We start from the raw sequence: 17247 nt of genomic DNA, 5'->3' as shown, positions 1-17247 counted from the left end.
GATGAGCGCTCGATCCTTCTCGCTGCTGGTGGGCCGCGATCATAAATGGCTCTCCAGGCTGCGGCGCGGGTTGGTTACCCTCCAATCCATCGAGCGTGCCGAGGCGGTGCTGCGCGGCGAAATCACCCAGCCATTGCCACCCAAGCGCAGCCTCCAGCGCGCCACCCAGCCGAGCGAGGCCGCGTGATGGATGAGCGAGCCCTCCTGCGTGAACTTATCGAAGAGACGCGGCGGATGCGGCTGATGCTGGCCCGCGCGATGGCCATGCAAATGAGCCTGTCGCGCCCCATGACGCGCGAGCAGGCCGAGGCGATCGAGGCCCGGTTGATGAAACTGGATCAGCCGCGATGATCGGCCCGGAACTCCTGGAACCGAATATCCCGCTCCCGTGGCGTGAATGCGCAGCCCGGCGTGTCGCAGCGCAGCGTAACGTATTCCCCCATCACGCCACCATAAACACCCTCCATGTCCCGGATCGCGGTTACCTTCAGGCGCTGGCCGCAGGCTGTGCACCGCATCGGATCGCCGCCCGCGCGCTTCAATTCGTCGATCTCCTGCCGCATCCGAGGCAGTGCAGCAACGGCAGATATCCATCGCCACGGCCACTTCAGAATCTGCATCGCGGTCGCTCCGAAATCCATTCTGTTCTCCATGGTGTGGGTGGAAGCGCCCCCATGGTGGCGAAGGCCGGGGGATGCGTGCAAGCGCATCTTCCGGCCGGGCGCGCCCGCCATGCGTGAAGGCCGGCCTGTCCCCATCGCTGAGCCCATCGGCCGCATCGTCGCGGCCGTCATCGCCGCGCGCCATGCGGCTGTCATGAAGGGGGCGCGGCAGGTTGCCGCCCGCCGCGCCCGTCACTCTGAATCTGCTGAACCACGTCCTTGCCATGCCCCTGTTTCGCATGGAGCCAAGACATGAGGTTGTCAGAGTTTGCCACGAACGTGGCGCAATCCACCCAGGCCGCTGTCCTGGATTTCATCGCCGAGCACGGCCGCGCCCACGGGCTGCATGAATTCGCCCGGGCGGTGGGTGTCAGTGAGCGGCGTGCCCGCTCCCTGGCCGAGGGCAATGCCGGCCGCATTGACGCCTGTGAATACCTGGCCGCGCAGCAAGCGCGCGCGGCCCTGCTGCGCGCCCGCATCTCGCGCGCCCAGCACAACCTGAACCTGATTGAGGCGCTGCATGCTGGGGTGGATCTGGAGTTACATCAGCTCGGCGTGCTTCGCGCGGGCCCAATGGTGGACCTCGGCCGGGGAGGCTGCGGCGAAGCGCTCAGCGGCCTGGATGCGGCGTAGGGGCGGGCGGGCCGAATGATGCCCCGCATCCTCGCCACATGCCTGCCCTGGTGCGTGATCGCCTGCCTCGGCGCGCTGCTGCTCACGGTGCTGGTGGGGGCGCTGGTGTGACCCTGCTTGGCGCCACGATCCTGGCCATCCTGGCACTCTGCATCGGCCTCGCCGTGTGGATCCGCCGCGCCGCGCCGCCGGCCAAGCTGCCGCACCCGCTGCCGTTCTGGGATGAACAGCCGTGACGCTCCACGCCGCGCTCCTGTCCTTCATCATCTGCGGCACCGCCTACGGCCTCGACGGCTGCGAGGAGGGGCGCATCGAGGCCCGCTCCTGCGCCGCCGCCGAAGCGTGGCTCCGCGCCGGGCTGCGCGAGGGGCAATCGCTCCGCGTGCTGGAGTGCCGGGAATGACCCTGACCCTGCTGCTGGCCGCCTGCGTGGTGGTGCTGATCCTCGCGGTGGCGCTGGGCGTCGGCCTGACGCAATGGGTCAATCATCTGATCGAGCGTGAGCGCCAGGCCGAGGCGCGGCGCTGGCGGAATGAGCTGTGAGCGCCGCCGCGCCCCAGGCCGAGCGTGCCCCGCGCGAATTGGCGCAGGACATGCTGCTGGGCCAGCATTCCATCGGCTACGCCTCGGCCTTTACCGGCCTGCCGCTGGCGCAGGTGGAGGAGTTGGCGCGCAAGCTCCATGCCGCCAAACGCATTCCCCGGGTGCGCCCGTGAGCCGCCTGCCCGAAGCCCTGCTGGAGCAGCTCCGCCACGCCATGCCGATCTCGGCCTGGGTGTCGCGGCGCGTGCCCCTCAAGCGCGCGGGCAAGCTGCAGGCGGGCCTCTGCCCCTTCCACAATGAGCGCAGCCCGAGCTTCACGGTGGATGACAGCCGCGGCACCTTCCATTGCTTCGGCTGCGGTGCCCATGGCGATGCCTTCGGCTGGGTGATGCGCACCGAGGGCCTGAGCTTCCCGCAGGCGATCGAGCGCGTGGCGGCCGAGGCTGGCGTCAGCCTGCCGGACCGCCCGCGCCACGCCCCCCGCCCTGCGCCAGCGCCGGAGGAGCCAACCGCGCCCCGCACGCCCACCCCGCGCGAGATCGAGGCCGCCGAGCGCCGCGCCTGGCATATCGGCGCGGCCCTGCGCATCTGGCAGGCCGCCGGGCCGCTGAACGGCATCGCCCGCGCCTATCTCACGCGCCGGCACCTCTGGCCCCTGCCGCAGGAAGCGCACCAGGTGCTGCGCTCCGCCCACCTGCGCCACCCGGCCACGGGCTGCGACCATCCCGTGCTGCTGGCGCTGGTGCAGGGGCCGGACGGCGCGCCGCGCGCCGTGCACCGCACCTATCTGACGGTCGAGGGCACGAAGCTCTCCGGCCTCGATGCCGAGGGCCGGCCGATCAATGCAAAGCTGGCGCTCGGCCCGATTGACGGCTCGGCCATCCGCCTCTCGCCGCCCGTGCCGCATCTGGGCTTCGCGGAAGGGATCGAGACGGCGCTGGCGGCGTGGAAGCTGACGGGCATTCCCTGCTGGGCCTGCATTTCGGCCGGCGAGTTGCAGCGCCAGGCGCCGCCCTTCGATGTGCAGCATGCGACGATCTTCGCGGATCGGGACGATCCCAAGGGCAAGCCGGAAGGCACGGGCCTGCGCGCCGCGCGCGCCCTCCAGGCCGCGCTCAAGCCGCAAGGTGTGCAAGCCGATATCCGCCTGCCGCGCGAGCCCTGGGGCGATTACGCCGATGTGCTGGCGGATATGATCGAACAGAAAATCGGGGAGTGGGCATGAGTGCCGTGGTGAAGTTCCCATCCGGTGGATTCGATGGCCCCCCACCCCCGCCCCCGCCGGATGAGCCGCCGCCCGAACGGGAGGAGGATGGCTGCCCGGTCGGCTTCCTCGGCCAGCGGGATGATGGCTTCTACTTCTTCGACTACCTCGGGCAGATCCGCGTCCTGAATGCCCAGAAGATCGGGGAGGCGGCGCAGATCGCGGCCCTCTTCGGTGGTGCCGGGTGCGCCTGGTTGGCGGAAAAATTCCCGGCCAAGGACAAGGAGGGCAACCCCGTCCCCGGGCAATTCGCCACGCGCAAGGTGAATATCTGGATCATCGAGGAATCGGGGCGGCTGGGCCTCTTCGCGCCCGATATGCAGCGGCGCGGCATCGGCGTCTGGCGCGTCGGCGCCCGCGTGGTGCTGCATCTGGGCAATACCATCCGCTGGGGCCGCGCCAAGCCGGAGGAGCCGGATGTGTGGCGTCGCCCGGGCTTCCGGGAGGATGATGCGCTCTGGCCCGCTCTGCCGGCCGCCGCCAAGCCGGCGCGGCCCGCCTCGCCCGAGCAGGTGCGCAAGCTGGAAACCCTGCTCCGGCGGTGGAACTGGCGCGAATCCATGGGGGCCGAGGTCATGTTCGGGCTCTGGGCCGCCAGCATGATGGGCGCGGCCATCGCCTGGCGCCCGCATGCCTTCATCGTGGGGGAGCCGGGCTCCGGCAAATCCACCCTGTTCGAGCTGCTGCAGGCGGCGAGCCCGCTGTCCAGCCTGATGGATAATTACACCGAGGCCGGCATCCGCCAGACCATCACCGGCTCGGCCTGCGGCGTGCTGCTGGATGAAGCGGATCCTGATGACCAGGTGGCAGCCGAGAAACTTCAGCGCGTCATCGCTTTCATCCGGCTGATGAGTGGCGGCAAGGGCGCCACCACCGTGCGCGGCGGCGCTGGCGGCGTGGCGCAGAGCTTCCACGCGGTGGCCAGCTTCATCATGGGCGGCACGCTCTCGCCCAGCCTGCTGCCGGCCGATGCCAGCCGCATCACGAACTTCGGCCTGTTGGCCCTGCCCAAGGGGGCCACGGCACCCAGCGAGGCGCAGATGGCCGAGATCAAGTCCATGGGGCCGGCGCTGCTGGGCCGCGTGCTGGAGGCGCTGCCGCGCTTCCCTGATGCCTTCGCCGCGGCGCGCGAGCAGATCATCGCCCGAGATGGCGGGTCGCAGCGTGTGGCGGATCAGATCGGCGCCATCCTCGCCGCCCGCTGGATCGTGCTGCATGACGACCCCTTCCCGATGATCCCGGATGAGCTGGAGGAGTTGGCCTGGGCCATGCCCAGCGAGGCGGATCGCGAGGTGGATGAGCGATAACTTCCAGCAGGACGGCTTGACGGCTTCGGCCCGCAATTTCTTTGCCATCACGCCGGCTGATACCGATCTGGCCACGATCCCGAAGGCGCTGTTTATCGGCGGTGCCGGGACCGTCATTGCCACGCCGGCTTCGGGTGGCGCGGCTGTGACGTTCAACGTGCTGGCGGGGGCGATCCTGCCCATTCGGGCGCGGCGCGTGGCGTTGGCCAGCACGGCCACGGGTATCGTCGGCCTCGCCTGATGATCGGGACCGGCATCAGCTTCTGGCGCGGGAATGCCGGCCCCATCTCGCTGATGGATGTGCGGGGGCTGCATTCGGCCGCCAACTTCACGCGCGGCTCGGCGGCTTGGCAGGTGGTGGGCGGATCGCTGCTCGCCTATGGGAGCAACGTCCCGCGCTTTGACCCGACGCTGGGGCTGATGCTGGAAGGCCAGCGGACAAACCGCGTGCTTGATTCGGCGGCGGGCATTGCAAATCCAGGCCCTGCCCCCAACGCGAATGTGGCCAGCACGGATATCCCCTCTTTCGGGGCTGGGACACTGATCAGGAAGCACACGCGGGATACGGCCGCGGCCTCCAACAATGTAGGCGCGCTGGCCGGTTTCTCGGTCGTGGCGGGGCAGAAATGCGCGATGCATTGCTGGATATATCTGCCTTCGAGCCAAAACTACGGCGGGGCTCCGGCGCTGACGCTATCGCAGGACCTCCCCACATCCAGTGCCACTCTTGTGGATGCGAACCTTTCCATCCGGGATCAGTGGCAGCGAATTTCGCGGGTCTATGTCCCATCTACGACTGCGGATTACCCGATGGTGCTGAGGGCTGACATCGCCAGCGGTTCGTTCTTCTATTCCTGCCAGCCGCAATTCGAGGATGCCGCGTTTTGCAGCTCTCCCATCGTCACCACGGGCATGGCCGGCACGCGGCTGACGGACAACCTGACCTTTTCGCTCGCCGCGCTGGGCATCCCGGCATCCGGCGCCTGCACGATCTGGGGCGAGTTCATGCTGCCGCAGCCCGCGCCGGCTGGGCTGGGGCAGTGGCTGCTTCAGACGGACGATGCGTCTGACACGTTTCGGTGGTCTATGCGTAACAGCGCCGGATCAAGTCTGGTGGTCGCTAACGCGAATGGCGTGGATGCCGCGACATTTTCAATGACCCCGGGTGCATCGTTCTACGCAGCTATCGCGTCTGACGGGGCGGGGCGCATCGCAAACACTGTAAGTGGGGGCGCTGTAGTGTCTGTCTCTGGCGCCCCTACGTCCGGTATGACGACGCTGCGCATTGCCAACACGGCTGCGGGCGGCAACTCCCCGTACGGCTATTGCCGCGCCCTCCGATACCTCCCCTATGCCTTACCCGACGCGGCTCTGCCGGGCCTGCGCGCATGAGGATCATCGCATGACCGAATATTTCGACACGGCCTGGACGGGCACGCCGCTGGCCATGCGCACGGCCCTGCTGGCGCTGGGCTGGTGGCCGACACCTGATGAAGGCATCGCCCTCGGCTGGATGCCCGATGCCTCGGCCGAGCCGCCGCCGCGCCATCCCAGCGTCGCCGGCATGCACGTCCGCGCCACGGTGGATGTGACCGGCCAGCCCGCCTGGGTGGCGCTGATCCGCGCGACAGAGGCGATCACGCGCCCGGCTGGTGTGCATGAGGCGCCGGCCTGGGTGGCGGATGCCCTGGTGGGGCGCATCGCGGCGCTCGGCCCGCGCGTGATCTCGGCCAAGGCGTTCTTCGACCGCTTCGCGCGGGCCGAGCGCATCGCGATGCGGGACAATCCCATCCTGGACGATGCCGAGCGCGGGGCGGGCTTTCAGGGCACGGTGAACCTCGACAGCCCCGAAGCCGCGCAGCTCCTCGGCTATGCCGTGACGCTGGGCATCCTGGCGCCGACGCGCGTGGCGGAAATCCTGGCGTGAGCGGTTCCATCCTCACCGTCACCGTGCCAGCCACGGAGCGCGATCTCTGCACTCTCGCGGCGGTGAAGATGGAGCTTGGCCTCACGGTCACCACCTATGACGCCGAGCTTGCCGTGCGCATCGCCCAGGCGAGCACCGCAATCGAAAGCTACTGCCAGCGGGTCTTCGTCCGGGAGACGATCCAAGAACTCTTCCGGCCCGAGGCTCCGCTGCGCAACCTCATCCTCTCACGCCGCCCCATCGCCTCCATCACCAGCATCGTCGCCGATGGCACAACCCTGGTTTCTGGCACGGACTTTGAGGTGGACCAGCGCGCGGCCCTGATCCATCGCCTCGTCAGCGACCAGAGGACCTACTGGTCCGAGCGCAAGATCACCGTCGTCTATATCAGCGGATACATCCTGCCTGATGTCGGCTCTGGCGTGGACCTGCCTGCCGATATCCAGCGGGCTTGCATCCTCGCCGTCGCCTCCGCGCATCTGGGGCGCGGCCGGGATGCCATGGTGCGCAGCGAGAGCGCGCAGGACGTGGGCCTCGTGTCCTACCTCGACCCGCGCGCCGAGGCGCTCGGCCTTCCGCCGCAGGTCGCCGGCATGCTCCAGCCCTATGTCCAGGTGACGATATGAGCTTGCCCGACGCCGTGCCCCGCATGCTGGCCCGCAACGGGCGGCCCATGGCACTGCGTCGCCGCACGGGAACCGCGCTTTCGACGTTCACCGAGACGGCCGTGACCGGCTTCGTCGTGGCCTTCAACCCGTCGGAGATCATCGGGCTCATCCAGCAGGGCGACAGCCGCGCCACCATCGGCGCCGATGTCGGCACCCTGACCGCGCCCGCGGCAAACGACCTGCTTCAGGTGGACGGCACCGCCTGGCGCGTGATGGGCTCGCACCCCCTGGTCGTGGGCAGCACGGTCGTTGGCTACCGGCTCTGGCTGCGAGGCGGCGCGAAATGAGCACACTCGACGCCTTCACCAAAATCCGCGACCACCTCACAACCATGTGGACGACCACGCCCCTCTCGTGGGACAACGAGGCCTTCACCACGCCGGCCGACGCCAGCGGCAACGATCTGCCCTTCGTTCATGTGCAGATCATCGGCGACCTTTTCGACCAGGCATCCATCGGCGCGGGCAACCGCCTCGCCAATCGCTGGGAGGAGGAGGGCGACCTTCTCCTGACCGTCATAGTGCCAGAGGGCATCGGCAGCGTTCTGGCCCGCACCTATGCCTCCGCGCTGGCCGAAATCTACCGCGGCCTCCAGCTGGCCGATATCGAGTTCCGCGACATCAGCATCGGCCTGGGCGTCGCGGCAGAGGATCGGGGCGCATGGTGGGCGCTGCCCGTCCGCATCAACTGGATCAAAGGATAATCCCCATGCGCGTCCTGAAGGACATCACCACACCGACCAGCCATTTCCCGGCCGGCGCCGAGATCGAGCCCGAGCAGCTGGACGGCCCCATGACAGTCGCCGATTGGCAGCGCATCGGCCATCTGGAGGCGCCCCCGGCACCGGCCGAGGCGGTGGCCGAGCTTCCCACCCGAGCCACGAAGCCGCTCCGCACGCCCGACGCCCCGCGCGACGGCGACTGACCCTTCCCGCCACCAGGCGGCGCCTAATCCGGCCCTTCGGCAAGGCCTGACCGCAGCGTCGTGATGACGCCGCATTCCCTTTGAAGGAGCCCACCCAGTGACCGACACAAATCGCGTAAGGTTGAGCGGCGTTCGCGAAACGACGCTGGGCACCACGCCTGCATCCCCTCGCATGCGCGGCTTTCGGATGCAGGGCGAAAGCCTCGCCTATCAGCCGCAGATGGAGGAGAGCGAGGAAATCCGCGACGACCGCCAGACGGTCGATCCCTTCAAGGTGGGCGAGAAGAACGACGGCGGGATCAACTTCGAGCTGATCTATCCCATGCCGAGCACGCTGCTTTCGACCGTCTTGGAGAGCGCGTTCCAGAGCAGCTTCGTGCAGACCCCCGAACGGGACAACGATGGCACCGCGGATTCGGTGATCACCGATATCGGCACCACCGCCAACACCCTGACCTGCACCACGGGCGCTGCCTTCGTCGTCGGCCACCTGGTGCGCCTCACCGGCAACGCGCAGGCTGCGAACAACGGCTTGTTCCCCGTCACCACCGGCGGCGCGACCAGCTTCGTCAGCACAGCCTCGGGCTTCGTCGCGGAGGCCGTGCCGCCCGCCGCGTCGCGCGCTAAGGTGGTGGGCTGCCAGGGCGTCAGCGGCGACATCACCGCGACGGCAACCGGGCTTGCCAGCACCACGCTCAACTTCACGACGCTCGGCCTGGCGGTCGGCCAGTGGATCAAGGTCGGCGGCACGGGCGCAGCATTCCAGTTCGCCACCGCCGCGCGCAATGATTGGGCCCGCATCACCGCGATCAGCGCCACCGCTCTGACCTTGGACAACATGCCCAGCGCCGCGGTGGACGCAGGTGCTGGCAAGACCATCCGCATCTTCTTCGGCGATCGGCTGCGCAACGGCACGACCGAGATCGGCATATCGCTGGAGCGCAGCTTCCTTGGCCAAGCCGCACCCACGCATATCATCCAGCGCGGGATGACCGTGGATAGCCTCTCGCTGCCCTTCGAGAAGAAGAAGAAGATCGGCGGCAGCTTGTCCTTCATGGGCATGGGTGGCGGCCAGGGCACGGTCGCCAACGGCTCGACATACGACGCGGCTCCGGACCCGGCCATCTTCCAGGTCCTGGCCGGCAGCGCGAACGTCGGACGCCTCGCCGAAAACGGCGTGCAGATCACCACGTCGAATTGGGCCAGCTCCATTACCCTCAATATCCGCAACAACATGCGGATGATTGAAGCGGTGGACGCCATCGCCGCGGTTGACCTGGGCTCGGGATCGCTCGACGTGACGGCCGACCTGGAGGTCTATTTCGGCGACAACGTCATCTTCACGAAGGTCATGGGCGGCACGCCGACCAACCTGTCCTGGCGCGTGTTCAAGAACAGCCAGGCTCTCGTCTGGGGCCTGCCCCGGGTGACGCCGATGAGCGGCAATCCGAACGCCGGCTCGCGCAACAGCGACGTGATGCTGAAGGCGATGATGAAGGCCAGCCGCGACACGCTGACGGGCGTGATGATCACGCTGGATCGCCTGGAATACTTTGAATAAGGCTCCGGGTGCGCGTGCGCCTCGGAGGCACCGCGCGCTGGTGAGGGGGTGGACGTTCTGCGGGGGGCGTCCACCCCCATTTCCCGCACCCCGCAACGCATCGCCGTGATGGCGACGCAACCCCGAGAAGGATCGACTATGGCGAAATTCAGCAGCTTTCGACAGAACAGCACGCTCATCCGCAACGGCGAGTGGATTCGCGTCGGCGACGAATACGACGACCTGGAAATCAACACCCGCGGCTTCACGGACGCCTACTACGATGCCCAGGCCGCGCGGCAGCGGCGCGCGGCACAGAAGTATGGCGGCGACGAGCGCAAGCTCCTGACCGCCGAGCGGCGCGAGATCAATATCGAGTGCCTCATCGAGCATGTGCTGCTCGAGCCCCCCGTGCGGAACCTGACCGACGACGCCGGGGTGCCCGTCACCGCTGACCAGTTCTTCGACCTTCTCCGCGACCCCGATTACCCCGAGCTGTTCCTCGCATGCTTCAAGGCGGCCGCGCAGGTCGGCCAGCAGCGCGCGGGGGTGCTCGATGAGGCCAAGGGAAACTCTGCGCCGCCCTTGGCTGGCAACTGAGCCAGGCGCGCACCGACGCAGTCAACCTCCAGGAGATCGCGGAAGAGACTGGCGACGAAATCGCAGCCGCACTCGCCGCCGACAAAATGCGGGACCAGGTGATTCCTGATCCCGCTCTGCTCTGGGTCTGGCGCTGCTGGTGGCGCCTGCATCGGGGCGACCGGCCATGGATCGGCGGCATGGGCGCATCGCCCATGCACCTGCCCTGGACAACCGTGATGCGCTGGGCCTCGGCGCATCGCTACAGCGAGGCAGAGACGATGTTCCTCGACGCATGCATCTGCGCCATGGACGACCAGTTCATGGATATCCACAACGAACAGGAGCGCCTCCGCAGGGCGGCGAAGCCTCAATGAGCGGGACGGCATTCCAGCGCAGCGTAGATGTCTTCCTGAGCCGCTCGCTCTCGCCGGCGGCGATGTCGGCGGCGCTCGCCGATGTGGCGGAGCGCGGCACGCGGGATCTGATCGCATCACGCCGGGCCGCGCCCCGCTTCACTCGCATCGTGGACGGCGTGAAGAACGCACCGGCCTCCAGCGTGAAGCCCACCGGCCTGATCGTGGACGAATTCTACTACCTGGGCGACGTGGCCGCCTTCGCGCTGGCGTTCCTCCAGGCTCGATCGCCCGTGCTGTCGGGCGACTTCAAGAAGGGCTTCTTCCTGGGCATCGCCATGACGAAGGGCGGCGCGGGCAAGTTCGTGCGGGCCGCCAACTTCAACCCGGAGGCGGTGACACCGGATGTCGCAGAGATCACGATCGGCAACGTCGAGCCCTACAACCGCCTCGTGGATGTCCAGAAGGTCGGCGGTCGCCGGCTGCGATTCAAGGTTCCGCCCGACCTCTACGGCGACGCGGCTAAGGCCCTGCGAGGCCGCTTCGGCAACGCGGTGGACGCCTATCGCCGGTATGACGTGAACTTCCCCGGCAAGTATCGCACCGGCGACGGGAAGACCGTCCAGAGCCCGGCCCTCGTGATCTCGGCGAGGATCTGATGGCGACGATCGAACAGGTCACGCGCGCCGCCTACCGTGGCGTCTTTGACGACCAGATGAGCGCCGGCGCGGATGCTGCCGCGGCCTCGATGAAAAAGCTTGGCGTGGCGGTGGTCGAGACGGACGAGAAGGTCACGCGCTCCACCCGATCGGCCGAATCCTGGCTTCGCTCGGCCGACCCCATGACGGCAGCGTCGCAGCGCGTCACCCGGGCGCAGCAACAGCAGGCGGCGGCGCAGAAGGCCCTCAACGTCGATCTGGCGGCTGGCGGCGAACGCCAGGCGGCGGCAGAGCGCGCCCTGGCTGCCATGGGCCTGCGCGTCCAGAAGGCACGCGAAGACCTGGCCGCCCTGGAGAAGGCGAACGCGGGCGCGGGCGCTGCCATCAGCGGCGTCGGCTCATCCGCCCGCCTCACGGCGCGCGAGCTTCAGCAGCTCTCGCCTCAGATCGCCGACGTGGGCGTGACGCTGCTCGGCGGGATGAACCCGCTGATGGTGCTGGTGCAGCAGGGACCGCAGATCACCGATGCCGTGGGTGGCATCGGCCGGGCCTTCGGCTTGCTTCGCGCGGCGGCCTTCAGCACCATCGGCGCGACCGTGGCGGCTGGCGCCTCCATCGCGGCTGTCACCATAATTGCGGAATCGCAGGGTCGCGCGCTGGCCGAGCTTTCGAACCGGCTGCGCATCACGCGCGACGACTATGAGGCGCTTGCCCAGACCACAGAGAACGCGGCCAGGCGCGCGGCGGCGAGCGGGCCGATCAGCACCAATGATGCCCGTACGGCCGGGCGCATCATCGCATCATCGCGCAACTTCACGGGTGGCGGGGATGAGCAGGAGCGTTTGATTTCGCAAGCCAAGCGACTCGCGGTTGCGATGGGCACTGATGTCGCAACGGCGGCAACGAAAATGGCCGAGGCCCTCGACCGCCCGCGCCAGGCGGCCGAGGCACTGGCGACCAGCGGCCTGCGCACAATGGACGAGGGGCTCGTCCGCACGATCCGCAGCCTGGAGAACCAGGGCCGCGTCGCCGATGCCGCGCGCCTCACGCTGGACGCCTATAACCGAGCAATCGGCGAGATCGCCAAGACGCCGCTCCAGCGCGCGACCGAGGAACTGTCGAACGCCTTTACCCGGCTCTGGCAGGGCATCCAGCCCGTCGTCGTCGGCGTCGGCACGTTCCTCGTCACGGGCCTCTCGCTGGCGGTGCGCGCGATCGCCGCGCTCGTCGGCGGGATCAACGACCTCGCCGCGGCGCTCCGCGACAGCAACGTCGCGCGCTTCTTCTTCGGCGACCCCGCAGGCCCGGCAGCCACCTCCAGCAACTCCGGCCAGACGGCGCTGCAACGGCAGCTTCAACTGGCCCGTGAAGCCAACCCGCGCTTCCTCCAGCAGCGGGACAACCGGGAGCTTGCCGGCGCGACGCGCGATGCCCTCCCAGGCGCCACGGGCGATGACGCGCGCTTGCTGCGCTCCAGGCTCCAGGAGCTGAACGAGGCCTATCGCGGGATGCAGGGCCCGGTCGCGGATTACCTGAAGGGGCTGCGCGAACAGATCACGCTCGCCCAGCACGCCGACGGCGCCGATCGGGAGATGGCCCAGGCGCTGATCGCCGTCGAGAATGCCAGCGGCGGGGCCGCGGCGGCGGGCGAGGCCATGCGGCTGGTGCGGCAGCGTCTGGCGCAGGAATTCGCCAACGACAACCGCATCATCCAGCGCAACATCACGGGCATCGAGGCGCAGGCCGAGGCCCAGGCGCTGGGCACGCGGGCCGCCAACGAAGCGCGCATCGCGATCCAAGCCTACAACGAAACCCTGCTCAAATATCAGGCGAGCGATCCTCGCTTCGAGCAGGCGCTCGACAATCGCGTCGGGCTGCTGCTGCGCACGCGCGATGCCCAAGAAGCCCTCAACCGCGCGACGACGGTGTCGAGCCAGGAAGATCAGCTTGCCTTCATCCAGCGCGAGACGGAACTGGTCGGCGCCGGCGTCGTGGTGCGGGAGCGCGAGCTTGCGGTTCTGCGAGAGCGCCAGCGCATCATGGGCACGGGCGAGGCTGCGCCCGGCGCGGAAGACCCACGCTTGCTCAATGCCGCCCGCATCGCCGAAGCGACGCAGGCGCTCCAGCGGCAGCAATCGGCCTTCACCGAGATTCAGCGCGTCGGCGAGCAGGCCTTCGATCGGATCGGCAGCGCGATCACGACCGCCTTCGCCAACGGCACGCTCCAGAGCCTGAAATTCGGTAATATTGCGAAGGCGGTCTTCAGCGAAGTCGCGCAGGCGATGCTGCGCCTGGCGGTCATCAACCCGCTGAAGAACGCGCTGGGCGGCACGAATTCACCGACGATCTACGGCGCCGGCGGCATTGGCTCCATCCTTGGCCCGGGTGGCAACGCGCAGGCGGTGGTGAGCAATGGCGGCAGCCTCACGGGCGCAACGCAGCAGGCCGGGCAACTCGCTGGGCTGCGGCAGGCGGGCAGCTATGGCAACCTGGGCAACGCCTTCACCGGCAACGGCCTGGCCAATACCGGATGGGGTAGCGTGGATGGGCTGCTGAACACGCAGCTTACGTCGCCTACCCTGACTGCGACGGGCTATGTGGGCGCGGGCGGCGTTCCGATTGTGGATGGCTCTGCCTCGCTCTCGGCGGCCGGTGCCATCGGCGGCGCTGCGGGCATCGCGGGCGGCGCTTACGGCATCTACAGCGGAATCCAGAAGGGCGGCCTGGGTGGTGGCGCGCAGGTTGCGGGCGGTGCGCTGACGGCGGGCCTGAGCGCGGCCATCATCGCGGGGCTTTCCGTGCCGGTCTATGGCTGGATTGCAGCTGCGGTGCTGTCCATCGCAGGCGCTCTCCTCCCTGGCCAGAAGCCCAGCTCGCGCGGCCAGGAAACCCGCGTGGATTTCAACTCCGGCGCGCAAACCTATGCGGGCTTGAGCGGGGATCGCTACAGCCAGGCCAACCGCGATCAGAGCGCATCGGCCGCGCAGTCCATCGTCAACCTCGCCACGCAGCTGGGCGATGCGCTGGGCGGCGCGCGCATCAATGGCAATGCGGCCGTGGGTGTGACGGAGCGCACGCTTTACCTCGATGTGGCCGGCCGCAAGGCGCAGTTCGGCAATGATGAGGAGGGCAGCAAGGCCCTAGCCGATCAGGCCGCGCAGTTCGTGCTGGAGGCGTTCCGCAGCGTCGCCGTCGGCGATTACAATAAGCTGGTCAACAATTCCGGCAGCCTGGACGCGCTGAAAAGCAACCTCGAATTCTATGAGGGCACCTATAAGGCGCTGGCCAAGACGGCCGAGGCGACGAACGAATTCCAGACGCAGCTCGACGCGCTGGCCAAGCCCTACAACGATGCCATTGACCGCGCCCGGACGCTTTCGCTGGCGGAAGATCAGTTGACCGCGCGGCGCGAGGAAGCCATCGCCAAGGCCACGGCGCAGCGTGACGCGCAGGTGGCCAATATCCGCGATGGCATCGCGCTGCGGCTCGTGAATTCCGGCGCGCTGGCGGGCGATGGCCAGGGCCTGGCCGACAGTATCAACGCGCGGATCGAGGCCGCCCAGACCACGCAGGCCATCGAGGAGATGCGCACGCAGTTGCAGGCGCTGGGCCTCACGGCGGGTGAAGTCGGCGCCGATGTGTATCAGTTCACGGGAGCACTCCAGGCCGAGGCGTATGGCCGGCTCGCGGCGCGGCAGGCGGCCGAGGCGCAGCGCGCGGCCGATCTGGAAGCCGCCAGCCAAGCCCGCGCGCTGGGCTTCGGTGCTGCGAACGACAGCCTTCTGAGCCGCGCCATGCGGGCTGGGCTGGTGTCAGGTGATGCCGACGCCTTCGATGCGGCGCGCCGCGCGCGGGAGGAAATCCGGGCACTCAGCGATGAGCTGACGCAGCTCGGCATCAACTCTGATGGCGTCGCGGCGGCGGTGGCCAGTCTGACGGCGATCCAGGCGGCCGAGGCTGAACAGACGCGCAAGGCGGCGATTGCAACCGGCGTCGTGGGCCTCACGCCCCAGGCGCTGCAAGCTGCCGCCGGCGGCGCGCTCTCGACCATCATCAGCCTGCGGGACTATGTCGGCGCGCTCTCCTCCACCCAGGCCGGCGCGGGCACGGCGATTGATCGCCTGTCGGGCTCGCAGCGGCAGTTCGATGCCATCTTCGGTGCGGCCAGCGCGGGCGACGCCAACTCCATCGCCGGCCTGCAATCGGCGGCCGAGACGTATCGGCTGGCGGCGCGCGAGGTCTATGGCGGCGGCCAGGGCTTTGCGGATGCCATCTCCCTGATCGAGCAGCGCATCGGCGCCATCAGCGGGCTCGGCAGCGAGGCGCTCACGCAAGCCTGGGTGCGCGAGAACGACCGCCAGAACACGGATCGCGTCGTGGATAGCGTCGCTGATCTCAAAGCCGAAGTCGCTGCCCTGCGCGCCACGATGACGATGCTACTGATGCGGCCGGCAGCATGACGGTCTGGGCAGAAGACGCATGGGCGGCAGAGCCCAGCATCCCGGTGCCGCCGTCCAGCAGCATTCCATCTCTGCCGGCCGCCGCCTTTGACCCGCGCTATTCCGGCGCGCTGGTCTGGATCGCCGAGATCGAGGCGGCGCTGGACGGCGGCACTTTGCCGGAAGGCGGGCCTGCTTGGGCTGACGGCTCGTGGGGGGATATCCCGCCAGCTTTTGCAGGCGCGGGCGGCGGGACCATCATCCGCGTCAGCGATCTGGGATGGCGATCCAAAGACAGCGATGTTGGGGGCGCGCAGCCTTATCCGCCGATCCTGTCGGGAGGTCCGAACATCGAGCGCCGCGTCGCGCTGGCGCCATCCGCAAACGATACCTTCGCCTGGGGCTCGCTCACGCTGGCGCGGCCGGGCGTGCTGCCGAATACCTCGCTCGCCTCCCGCGACACGGCGATGCGCCGCGTGCGGCTCCGCGCCGGCATGCAGACCTTTGATAGCGACCGGGGCATCATCCTCGATCCGACCAGCGCCGCTCTGGTCGAGGCATTCGCCGGCATGGCGATGACGTGGCTGCCGATCACGGACGGCGCGGAGATCCCACTTCGCGATCCATCGGCCTGGCTGGATGCGCCCATCCAGGCGCGGAAGTTCCTCGGCACGGGCGGCGCGGAAGGCCCGGCTGATCTCGCCGGCACGCCTTTCCCCATGGTGCGCGGTGGCTCGGCGGCCAGCCCTGTGCGCAACTGCCCGGTGGTGCTGGTCAATGCGGCCAGCCGCATCTACCGCTGGAACGACAGCGGCGGCGCGCTGGTGGCGCTCTATGAGGCTGGGAAGCAGACCTACACGAACGCTGGCCTTGTGGCCGATGTCTTCGCGGCCTCGCCTGGCGCTGGCACCTTCGTCTATGACGCGACCGGGCATCTTCGCCTGGGCTCCGACCCGGCCGGCGAGATCACGGTGGATGGCGCAGGGCAGGCCGGCTTTGTGACCGCCGCCGCCGTGATCCGCGAATTGGTGATGACGACCACGGGCCTCCCAGCGGGCTTTCTGGATGAATCCTCCATCACCACCACGGCGGCGGTGGCGCCCTGGCCCGGCGGCTGGGCCTGGACGGGCCGTGAGACGGCGCGGGAGGCTATCAGGCCGCTCCTGGCGGCGCTGAATGCCCGGCTGGTGTCCTCTCGCTCTGGCGGGCTTCGGCTGTGGCCTCTCCGCGCCATCTCGGGCGATGCCGTGCCCGTCGCCAGCTTTGACCCGGGCAATGCAGTCTCTGTGACGCCCGTTCAGCTTGGCGCGCCGCTGACGCCGCCGACTGCGGTATGGAGCGTGGGCTATGGCAAGACGCAGGCGCTCATCACCGCGCCGAACAGCACCATCACGGCGGCTGAGCGGGAGCGGCTGACGAAACCCTGGCGCACGGCTACCTGGGCCGACCTGAACAACCTGACCCGCTATGCGCAGTCGTCCCGGCCCGATCTGGTTGAGACGGCGCTGCTGGCCCCAGCGGACGCCACGTCTTTGGCCCATGTGCTCGGCGCGCTCTGGGGCGTGCCGCGTCAGCTCTACCAGGTGACGATGCCGACTGGCGCGGTCCTGCTCCGCGACATTGGCGACGTGGTGCGGCTGACATGGCCCGCCGATGGGCTGCGTTCCGGCGCGCGCGGGCAGGTGGTGGGTGACAGCGTGCGCGGCGGGCAATCCACCGCGTCTCTCCTCGTGCTGGTCTGAGGGT

23 protein-coding genes are annotated in these 17247 nt (G+C 68.7%); 22 read left to right on the top strand and 1 reads right to left on the bottom strand.

Annotated elements, in window-relative coordinates; translation table 11 throughout:
• Window position 1 precedes the first annotated feature (1 nt).
• The gene (locus tag LHU95_RS14915; protein WP_248707748.1) at window positions 2-187 is read left to right on the top strand and encodes a hypothetical protein; all 186 of its coding nucleotides are present in this window, start codon (window positions 2-4) and stop codon (window positions 185-187) included.
• Window positions 187-351: a hypothetical protein gene (locus LHU95_RS14910; RefSeq protein ID WP_248707747.1), complete on the top strand. Its 165-nt coding sequence runs from the start codon at window positions 187-189 to the stop codon at window positions 349-351. The genes LHU95_RS14915 and LHU95_RS14910 overlap by 1 nt, the downstream gene beginning before the upstream one ends.
• On the opposite strand, the gene LHU95_RS14905 is transcribed toward LHU95_RS14910, so the two are convergent.
• On the bottom strand, window positions 339-641 hold the full coding sequence (locus LHU95_RS14905) for a hypothetical protein (RefSeq protein WP_248707746.1): 303 nt from the start codon (window positions 639-641) through the stop codon (window positions 339-341). The two genes, LHU95_RS14910 and LHU95_RS14905, sit on opposite strands and share 13 nt — an antisense overlap.
• Before the next feature lie 273 nt (window positions 642-914).
• Here LHU95_RS14905 and LHU95_RS14900 point away from each other — a divergent pair, with 273 nt between their 5' ends.
• From LHU95_RS14900 to LHU95_RS14810, 20 genes are all read left to right on the top strand, one after another.
• Window positions 915-1295, top strand: a complete 381-nt coding sequence (locus LHU95_RS14900) for a hypothetical protein (RefSeq protein ID WP_248707745.1) — start codon at window positions 915-917, stop codon at window positions 1293-1295.
• Window positions 1296-1402: 107 nt separating this feature from the next.
• Window positions 1403-1531: a hypothetical protein gene (locus LHU95_RS23395; RefSeq protein ID WP_283094263.1), complete on the top strand. Its 129-nt coding sequence runs from the start codon at window positions 1403-1405 to the stop codon at window positions 1529-1531.
• Complete coding sequence (locus tag LHU95_RS14895) at window positions 1528-1698, top strand: hypothetical protein (RefSeq protein WP_248707744.1); 171 nt, start codon at window positions 1528-1530, stop codon at window positions 1696-1698. Before LHU95_RS23395 ends, LHU95_RS14895 begins: the two co-directional genes overlap by 4 nt.
• Window positions 1695-1838, top strand: a complete 144-nt coding sequence (locus LHU95_RS14890; RefSeq protein ID WP_248707743.1) for a hypothetical protein — start codon at window positions 1695-1697, stop codon at window positions 1836-1838. The genes LHU95_RS14895 and LHU95_RS14890 overlap by 4 nt, the downstream gene beginning before the upstream one ends.
• On the top strand, window positions 1835-2011 hold the full coding sequence (locus tag LHU95_RS14885; RefSeq protein ID WP_248707742.1) for a hypothetical protein: 177 nt from the start codon (window positions 1835-1837) through the stop codon (window positions 2009-2011). Before LHU95_RS14890 ends, LHU95_RS14885 begins: the two co-directional genes overlap by 4 nt.
• The gene (locus tag LHU95_RS14880; RefSeq protein ID WP_248707741.1) at window positions 2008-3063 is read left to right on the top strand and encodes a CHC2 zinc finger domain-containing protein; all 1056 of its coding nucleotides are present in this window, start codon (window positions 2008-2010) and stop codon (window positions 3061-3063) included. The genes LHU95_RS14885 and LHU95_RS14880 overlap by 4 nt, the downstream gene beginning before the upstream one ends.
• A gap of 8 nt (window positions 3064-3071) precedes the next feature.
• The gene (locus tag LHU95_RS14875; RefSeq protein ID WP_248707740.1) at window positions 3072-4409 is read left to right on the top strand and encodes a hypothetical protein; all 1338 of its coding nucleotides are present in this window, start codon (window positions 3072-3074) and stop codon (window positions 4407-4409) included.
• A complete protein-coding gene (locus LHU95_RS14870) occupies window positions 4399-4650 on the top strand; it encodes a hypothetical protein (RefSeq protein ID WP_248707739.1) in 252 nt (83 codons plus the stop codon). Before LHU95_RS14875 ends, LHU95_RS14870 begins: the two co-directional genes overlap by 11 nt.
• Entirely contained in the window at window positions 4650-5801 is a 1152-nt protein-coding gene (locus tag LHU95_RS14865) for a hypothetical protein (protein ID WP_248707738.1), read from the top strand. The genes LHU95_RS14870 and LHU95_RS14865 overlap by 1 nt, the downstream gene beginning before the upstream one ends.
• Window positions 5802-5811: 10 nt before the next feature.
• Window positions 5812-6336 (top strand): hypothetical protein, encoded by a 525-nt coding sequence (locus tag LHU95_RS14860; RefSeq protein WP_248707737.1) that lies wholly within the window; start codon window positions 5812-5814, stop codon window positions 6334-6336.
• Window positions 6333-6962 (top strand): hypothetical protein, encoded by a 630-nt coding sequence (locus LHU95_RS14855; protein WP_248707736.1) that lies wholly within the window; start codon window positions 6333-6335, stop codon window positions 6960-6962. The genes LHU95_RS14860 and LHU95_RS14855 overlap by 4 nt, the downstream gene beginning before the upstream one ends.
• Window positions 6959-7291: a hypothetical protein gene (locus LHU95_RS14850; protein WP_248707735.1), complete on the top strand. Its 333-nt coding sequence runs from the start codon at window positions 6959-6961 to the stop codon at window positions 7289-7291. Before LHU95_RS14855 ends, LHU95_RS14850 begins: the two co-directional genes overlap by 4 nt.
• A complete protein-coding gene (locus LHU95_RS14845; RefSeq protein WP_248707734.1) occupies window positions 7288-7707 on the top strand; it encodes a phage tail terminator-like protein in 420 nt (139 codons plus the stop codon). The genes LHU95_RS14850 and LHU95_RS14845 overlap by 4 nt, the downstream gene beginning before the upstream one ends.
• 5 nt (window positions 7708-7712) lie before the next feature.
• Window positions 7713-7928, top strand: a complete 216-nt coding sequence (locus tag LHU95_RS14840) for a hypothetical protein (protein WP_248707733.1) — start codon at window positions 7713-7715, stop codon at window positions 7926-7928.
• A gap of 97 nt (window positions 7929-8025) precedes the next feature.
• Window positions 8026-9489: a phage tail tube protein gene (locus LHU95_RS14835; RefSeq protein ID WP_248707732.1), complete on the top strand. Its 1464-nt coding sequence runs from the start codon at window positions 8026-8028 to the stop codon at window positions 9487-9489.
• A 138-nt stretch (window positions 9490-9627) separates the two neighbouring features.
• Window positions 9628-10068, top strand: a complete 441-nt coding sequence (locus LHU95_RS14830) for a hypothetical protein (protein WP_248707731.1) — start codon at window positions 9628-9630, stop codon at window positions 10066-10068.
• Window positions 10069-10247: 179 nt separating this feature from the next.
• Complete coding sequence (locus LHU95_RS14825; protein WP_248707730.1) at window positions 10248-10424, top strand: hypothetical protein; 177 nt, start codon at window positions 10248-10250, stop codon at window positions 10422-10424.
• Window positions 10421-11062: a hypothetical protein gene (locus tag LHU95_RS14820; protein WP_248707729.1), complete on the top strand. Its 642-nt coding sequence runs from the start codon at window positions 10421-10423 to the stop codon at window positions 11060-11062. The genes LHU95_RS14825 and LHU95_RS14820 overlap by 4 nt, the downstream gene beginning before the upstream one ends.
• Complete coding sequence (locus tag LHU95_RS14815) at window positions 11062-15522, top strand: phage tail length tape measure family protein (RefSeq protein WP_248707728.1); 4461 nt, start codon at window positions 11062-11064, stop codon at window positions 15520-15522. The genes LHU95_RS14820 and LHU95_RS14815 overlap by 1 nt, the downstream gene beginning before the upstream one ends.
• Window positions 15519-17243 (top strand): hypothetical protein, encoded by a 1725-nt coding sequence (locus tag LHU95_RS14810; protein WP_248707727.1) that lies wholly within the window; start codon window positions 15519-15521, stop codon window positions 17241-17243. The genes LHU95_RS14815 and LHU95_RS14810 overlap by 4 nt, the downstream gene beginning before the upstream one ends.
• The last annotated feature ends 4 nt before the right edge of the window (window positions 17244-17247 follow it).

The organism is Sediminicoccus sp. KRV36 (genome assembly GCF_023243115.1).
GTDB lineage: Bacteria > Pseudomonadota > Alphaproteobacteria > Acetobacterales > Acetobacteraceae > Roseococcus.
The sequence above is the reverse complement of the archived record's forward strand: the minus strand, read 5'-3'. Positions and strand labels throughout refer to the sequence as shown.

Coding starts and splice junctions, on each gene's coding strand:
- LHU95_RS14815 (WP_248707728.1), top strand. CDS start 11,062: ATGGCGACGATCGAACAGGTCACGCGCGCCGCCTACCGTGGCGTCTTT.
- LHU95_RS14840 (WP_248707733.1), top strand. CDS start 7,713: ATGCGCGTCCTGAAGGACATCACCACACCGACCAGCCATTTCCCGGCC.
- LHU95_RS14845 (WP_248707734.1), top strand. CDS start 7,288: ATGAGCACACTCGACGCCTTCACCAAAATCCGCGACCACCTCACAACC.
- LHU95_RS14825 (WP_248707730.1), top strand. CDS start 10,248: ATGGGCGCATCGCCCATGCACCTGCCCTGGACAACCGTGATGCGCTGG.
- LHU95_RS14820 (WP_248707729.1), top strand. CDS start 10,421: ATGAGCGGGACGGCATTCCAGCGCAGCGTAGATGTCTTCCTGAGCCGC.
- LHU95_RS14870 (WP_248707739.1), top strand. CDS start 4,399: ATGAGCGATAACTTCCAGCAGGACGGCTTGACGGCTTCGGCCCGCAAT.
- LHU95_RS14900 (WP_248707745.1), top strand. CDS start 915: ATGAGGTTGTCAGAGTTTGCCACGAACGTGGCGCAATCCACCCAGGCC.
- LHU95_RS14905 (WP_248707746.1), bottom strand. CDS start 641: ATGGATTTCGGAGCGACCGCGATGCAGATTCTGAAGTGGCCGTGGCGA.
- LHU95_RS14915 (WP_248707748.1), top strand. CDS start 2: ATGAGCGCTCGATCCTTCTCGCTGCTGGTGGGCCGCGATCATAAATGG.
- LHU95_RS14810 (WP_248707727.1), top strand. CDS start 15,519: ATGACGGTCTGGGCAGAAGACGCATGGGCGGCAGAGCCCAGCATCCCG.
- LHU95_RS14830 (WP_248707731.1), top strand. CDS start 9,628: ATGGCGAAATTCAGCAGCTTTCGACAGAACAGCACGCTCATCCGCAAC.
- LHU95_RS14890 (WP_248707743.1), top strand. CDS start 1,695: ATGACCCTGACCCTGCTGCTGGCCGCCTGCGTGGTGGTGCTGATCCTC.
- LHU95_RS14860 (WP_248707737.1), top strand. CDS start 5,812: ATGACCGAATATTTCGACACGGCCTGGACGGGCACGCCGCTGGCCATG.
- LHU95_RS14910 (WP_248707747.1), top strand. CDS start 187: ATGGATGAGCGAGCCCTCCTGCGTGAACTTATCGAAGAGACGCGGCGG.
- LHU95_RS14850 (WP_248707735.1), top strand. CDS start 6,959: ATGAGCTTGCCCGACGCCGTGCCCCGCATGCTGGCCCGCAACGGGCGG.
- LHU95_RS14865 (WP_248707738.1), top strand. CDS start 4,650: ATGATCGGGACCGGCATCAGCTTCTGGCGCGGGAATGCCGGCCCCATC.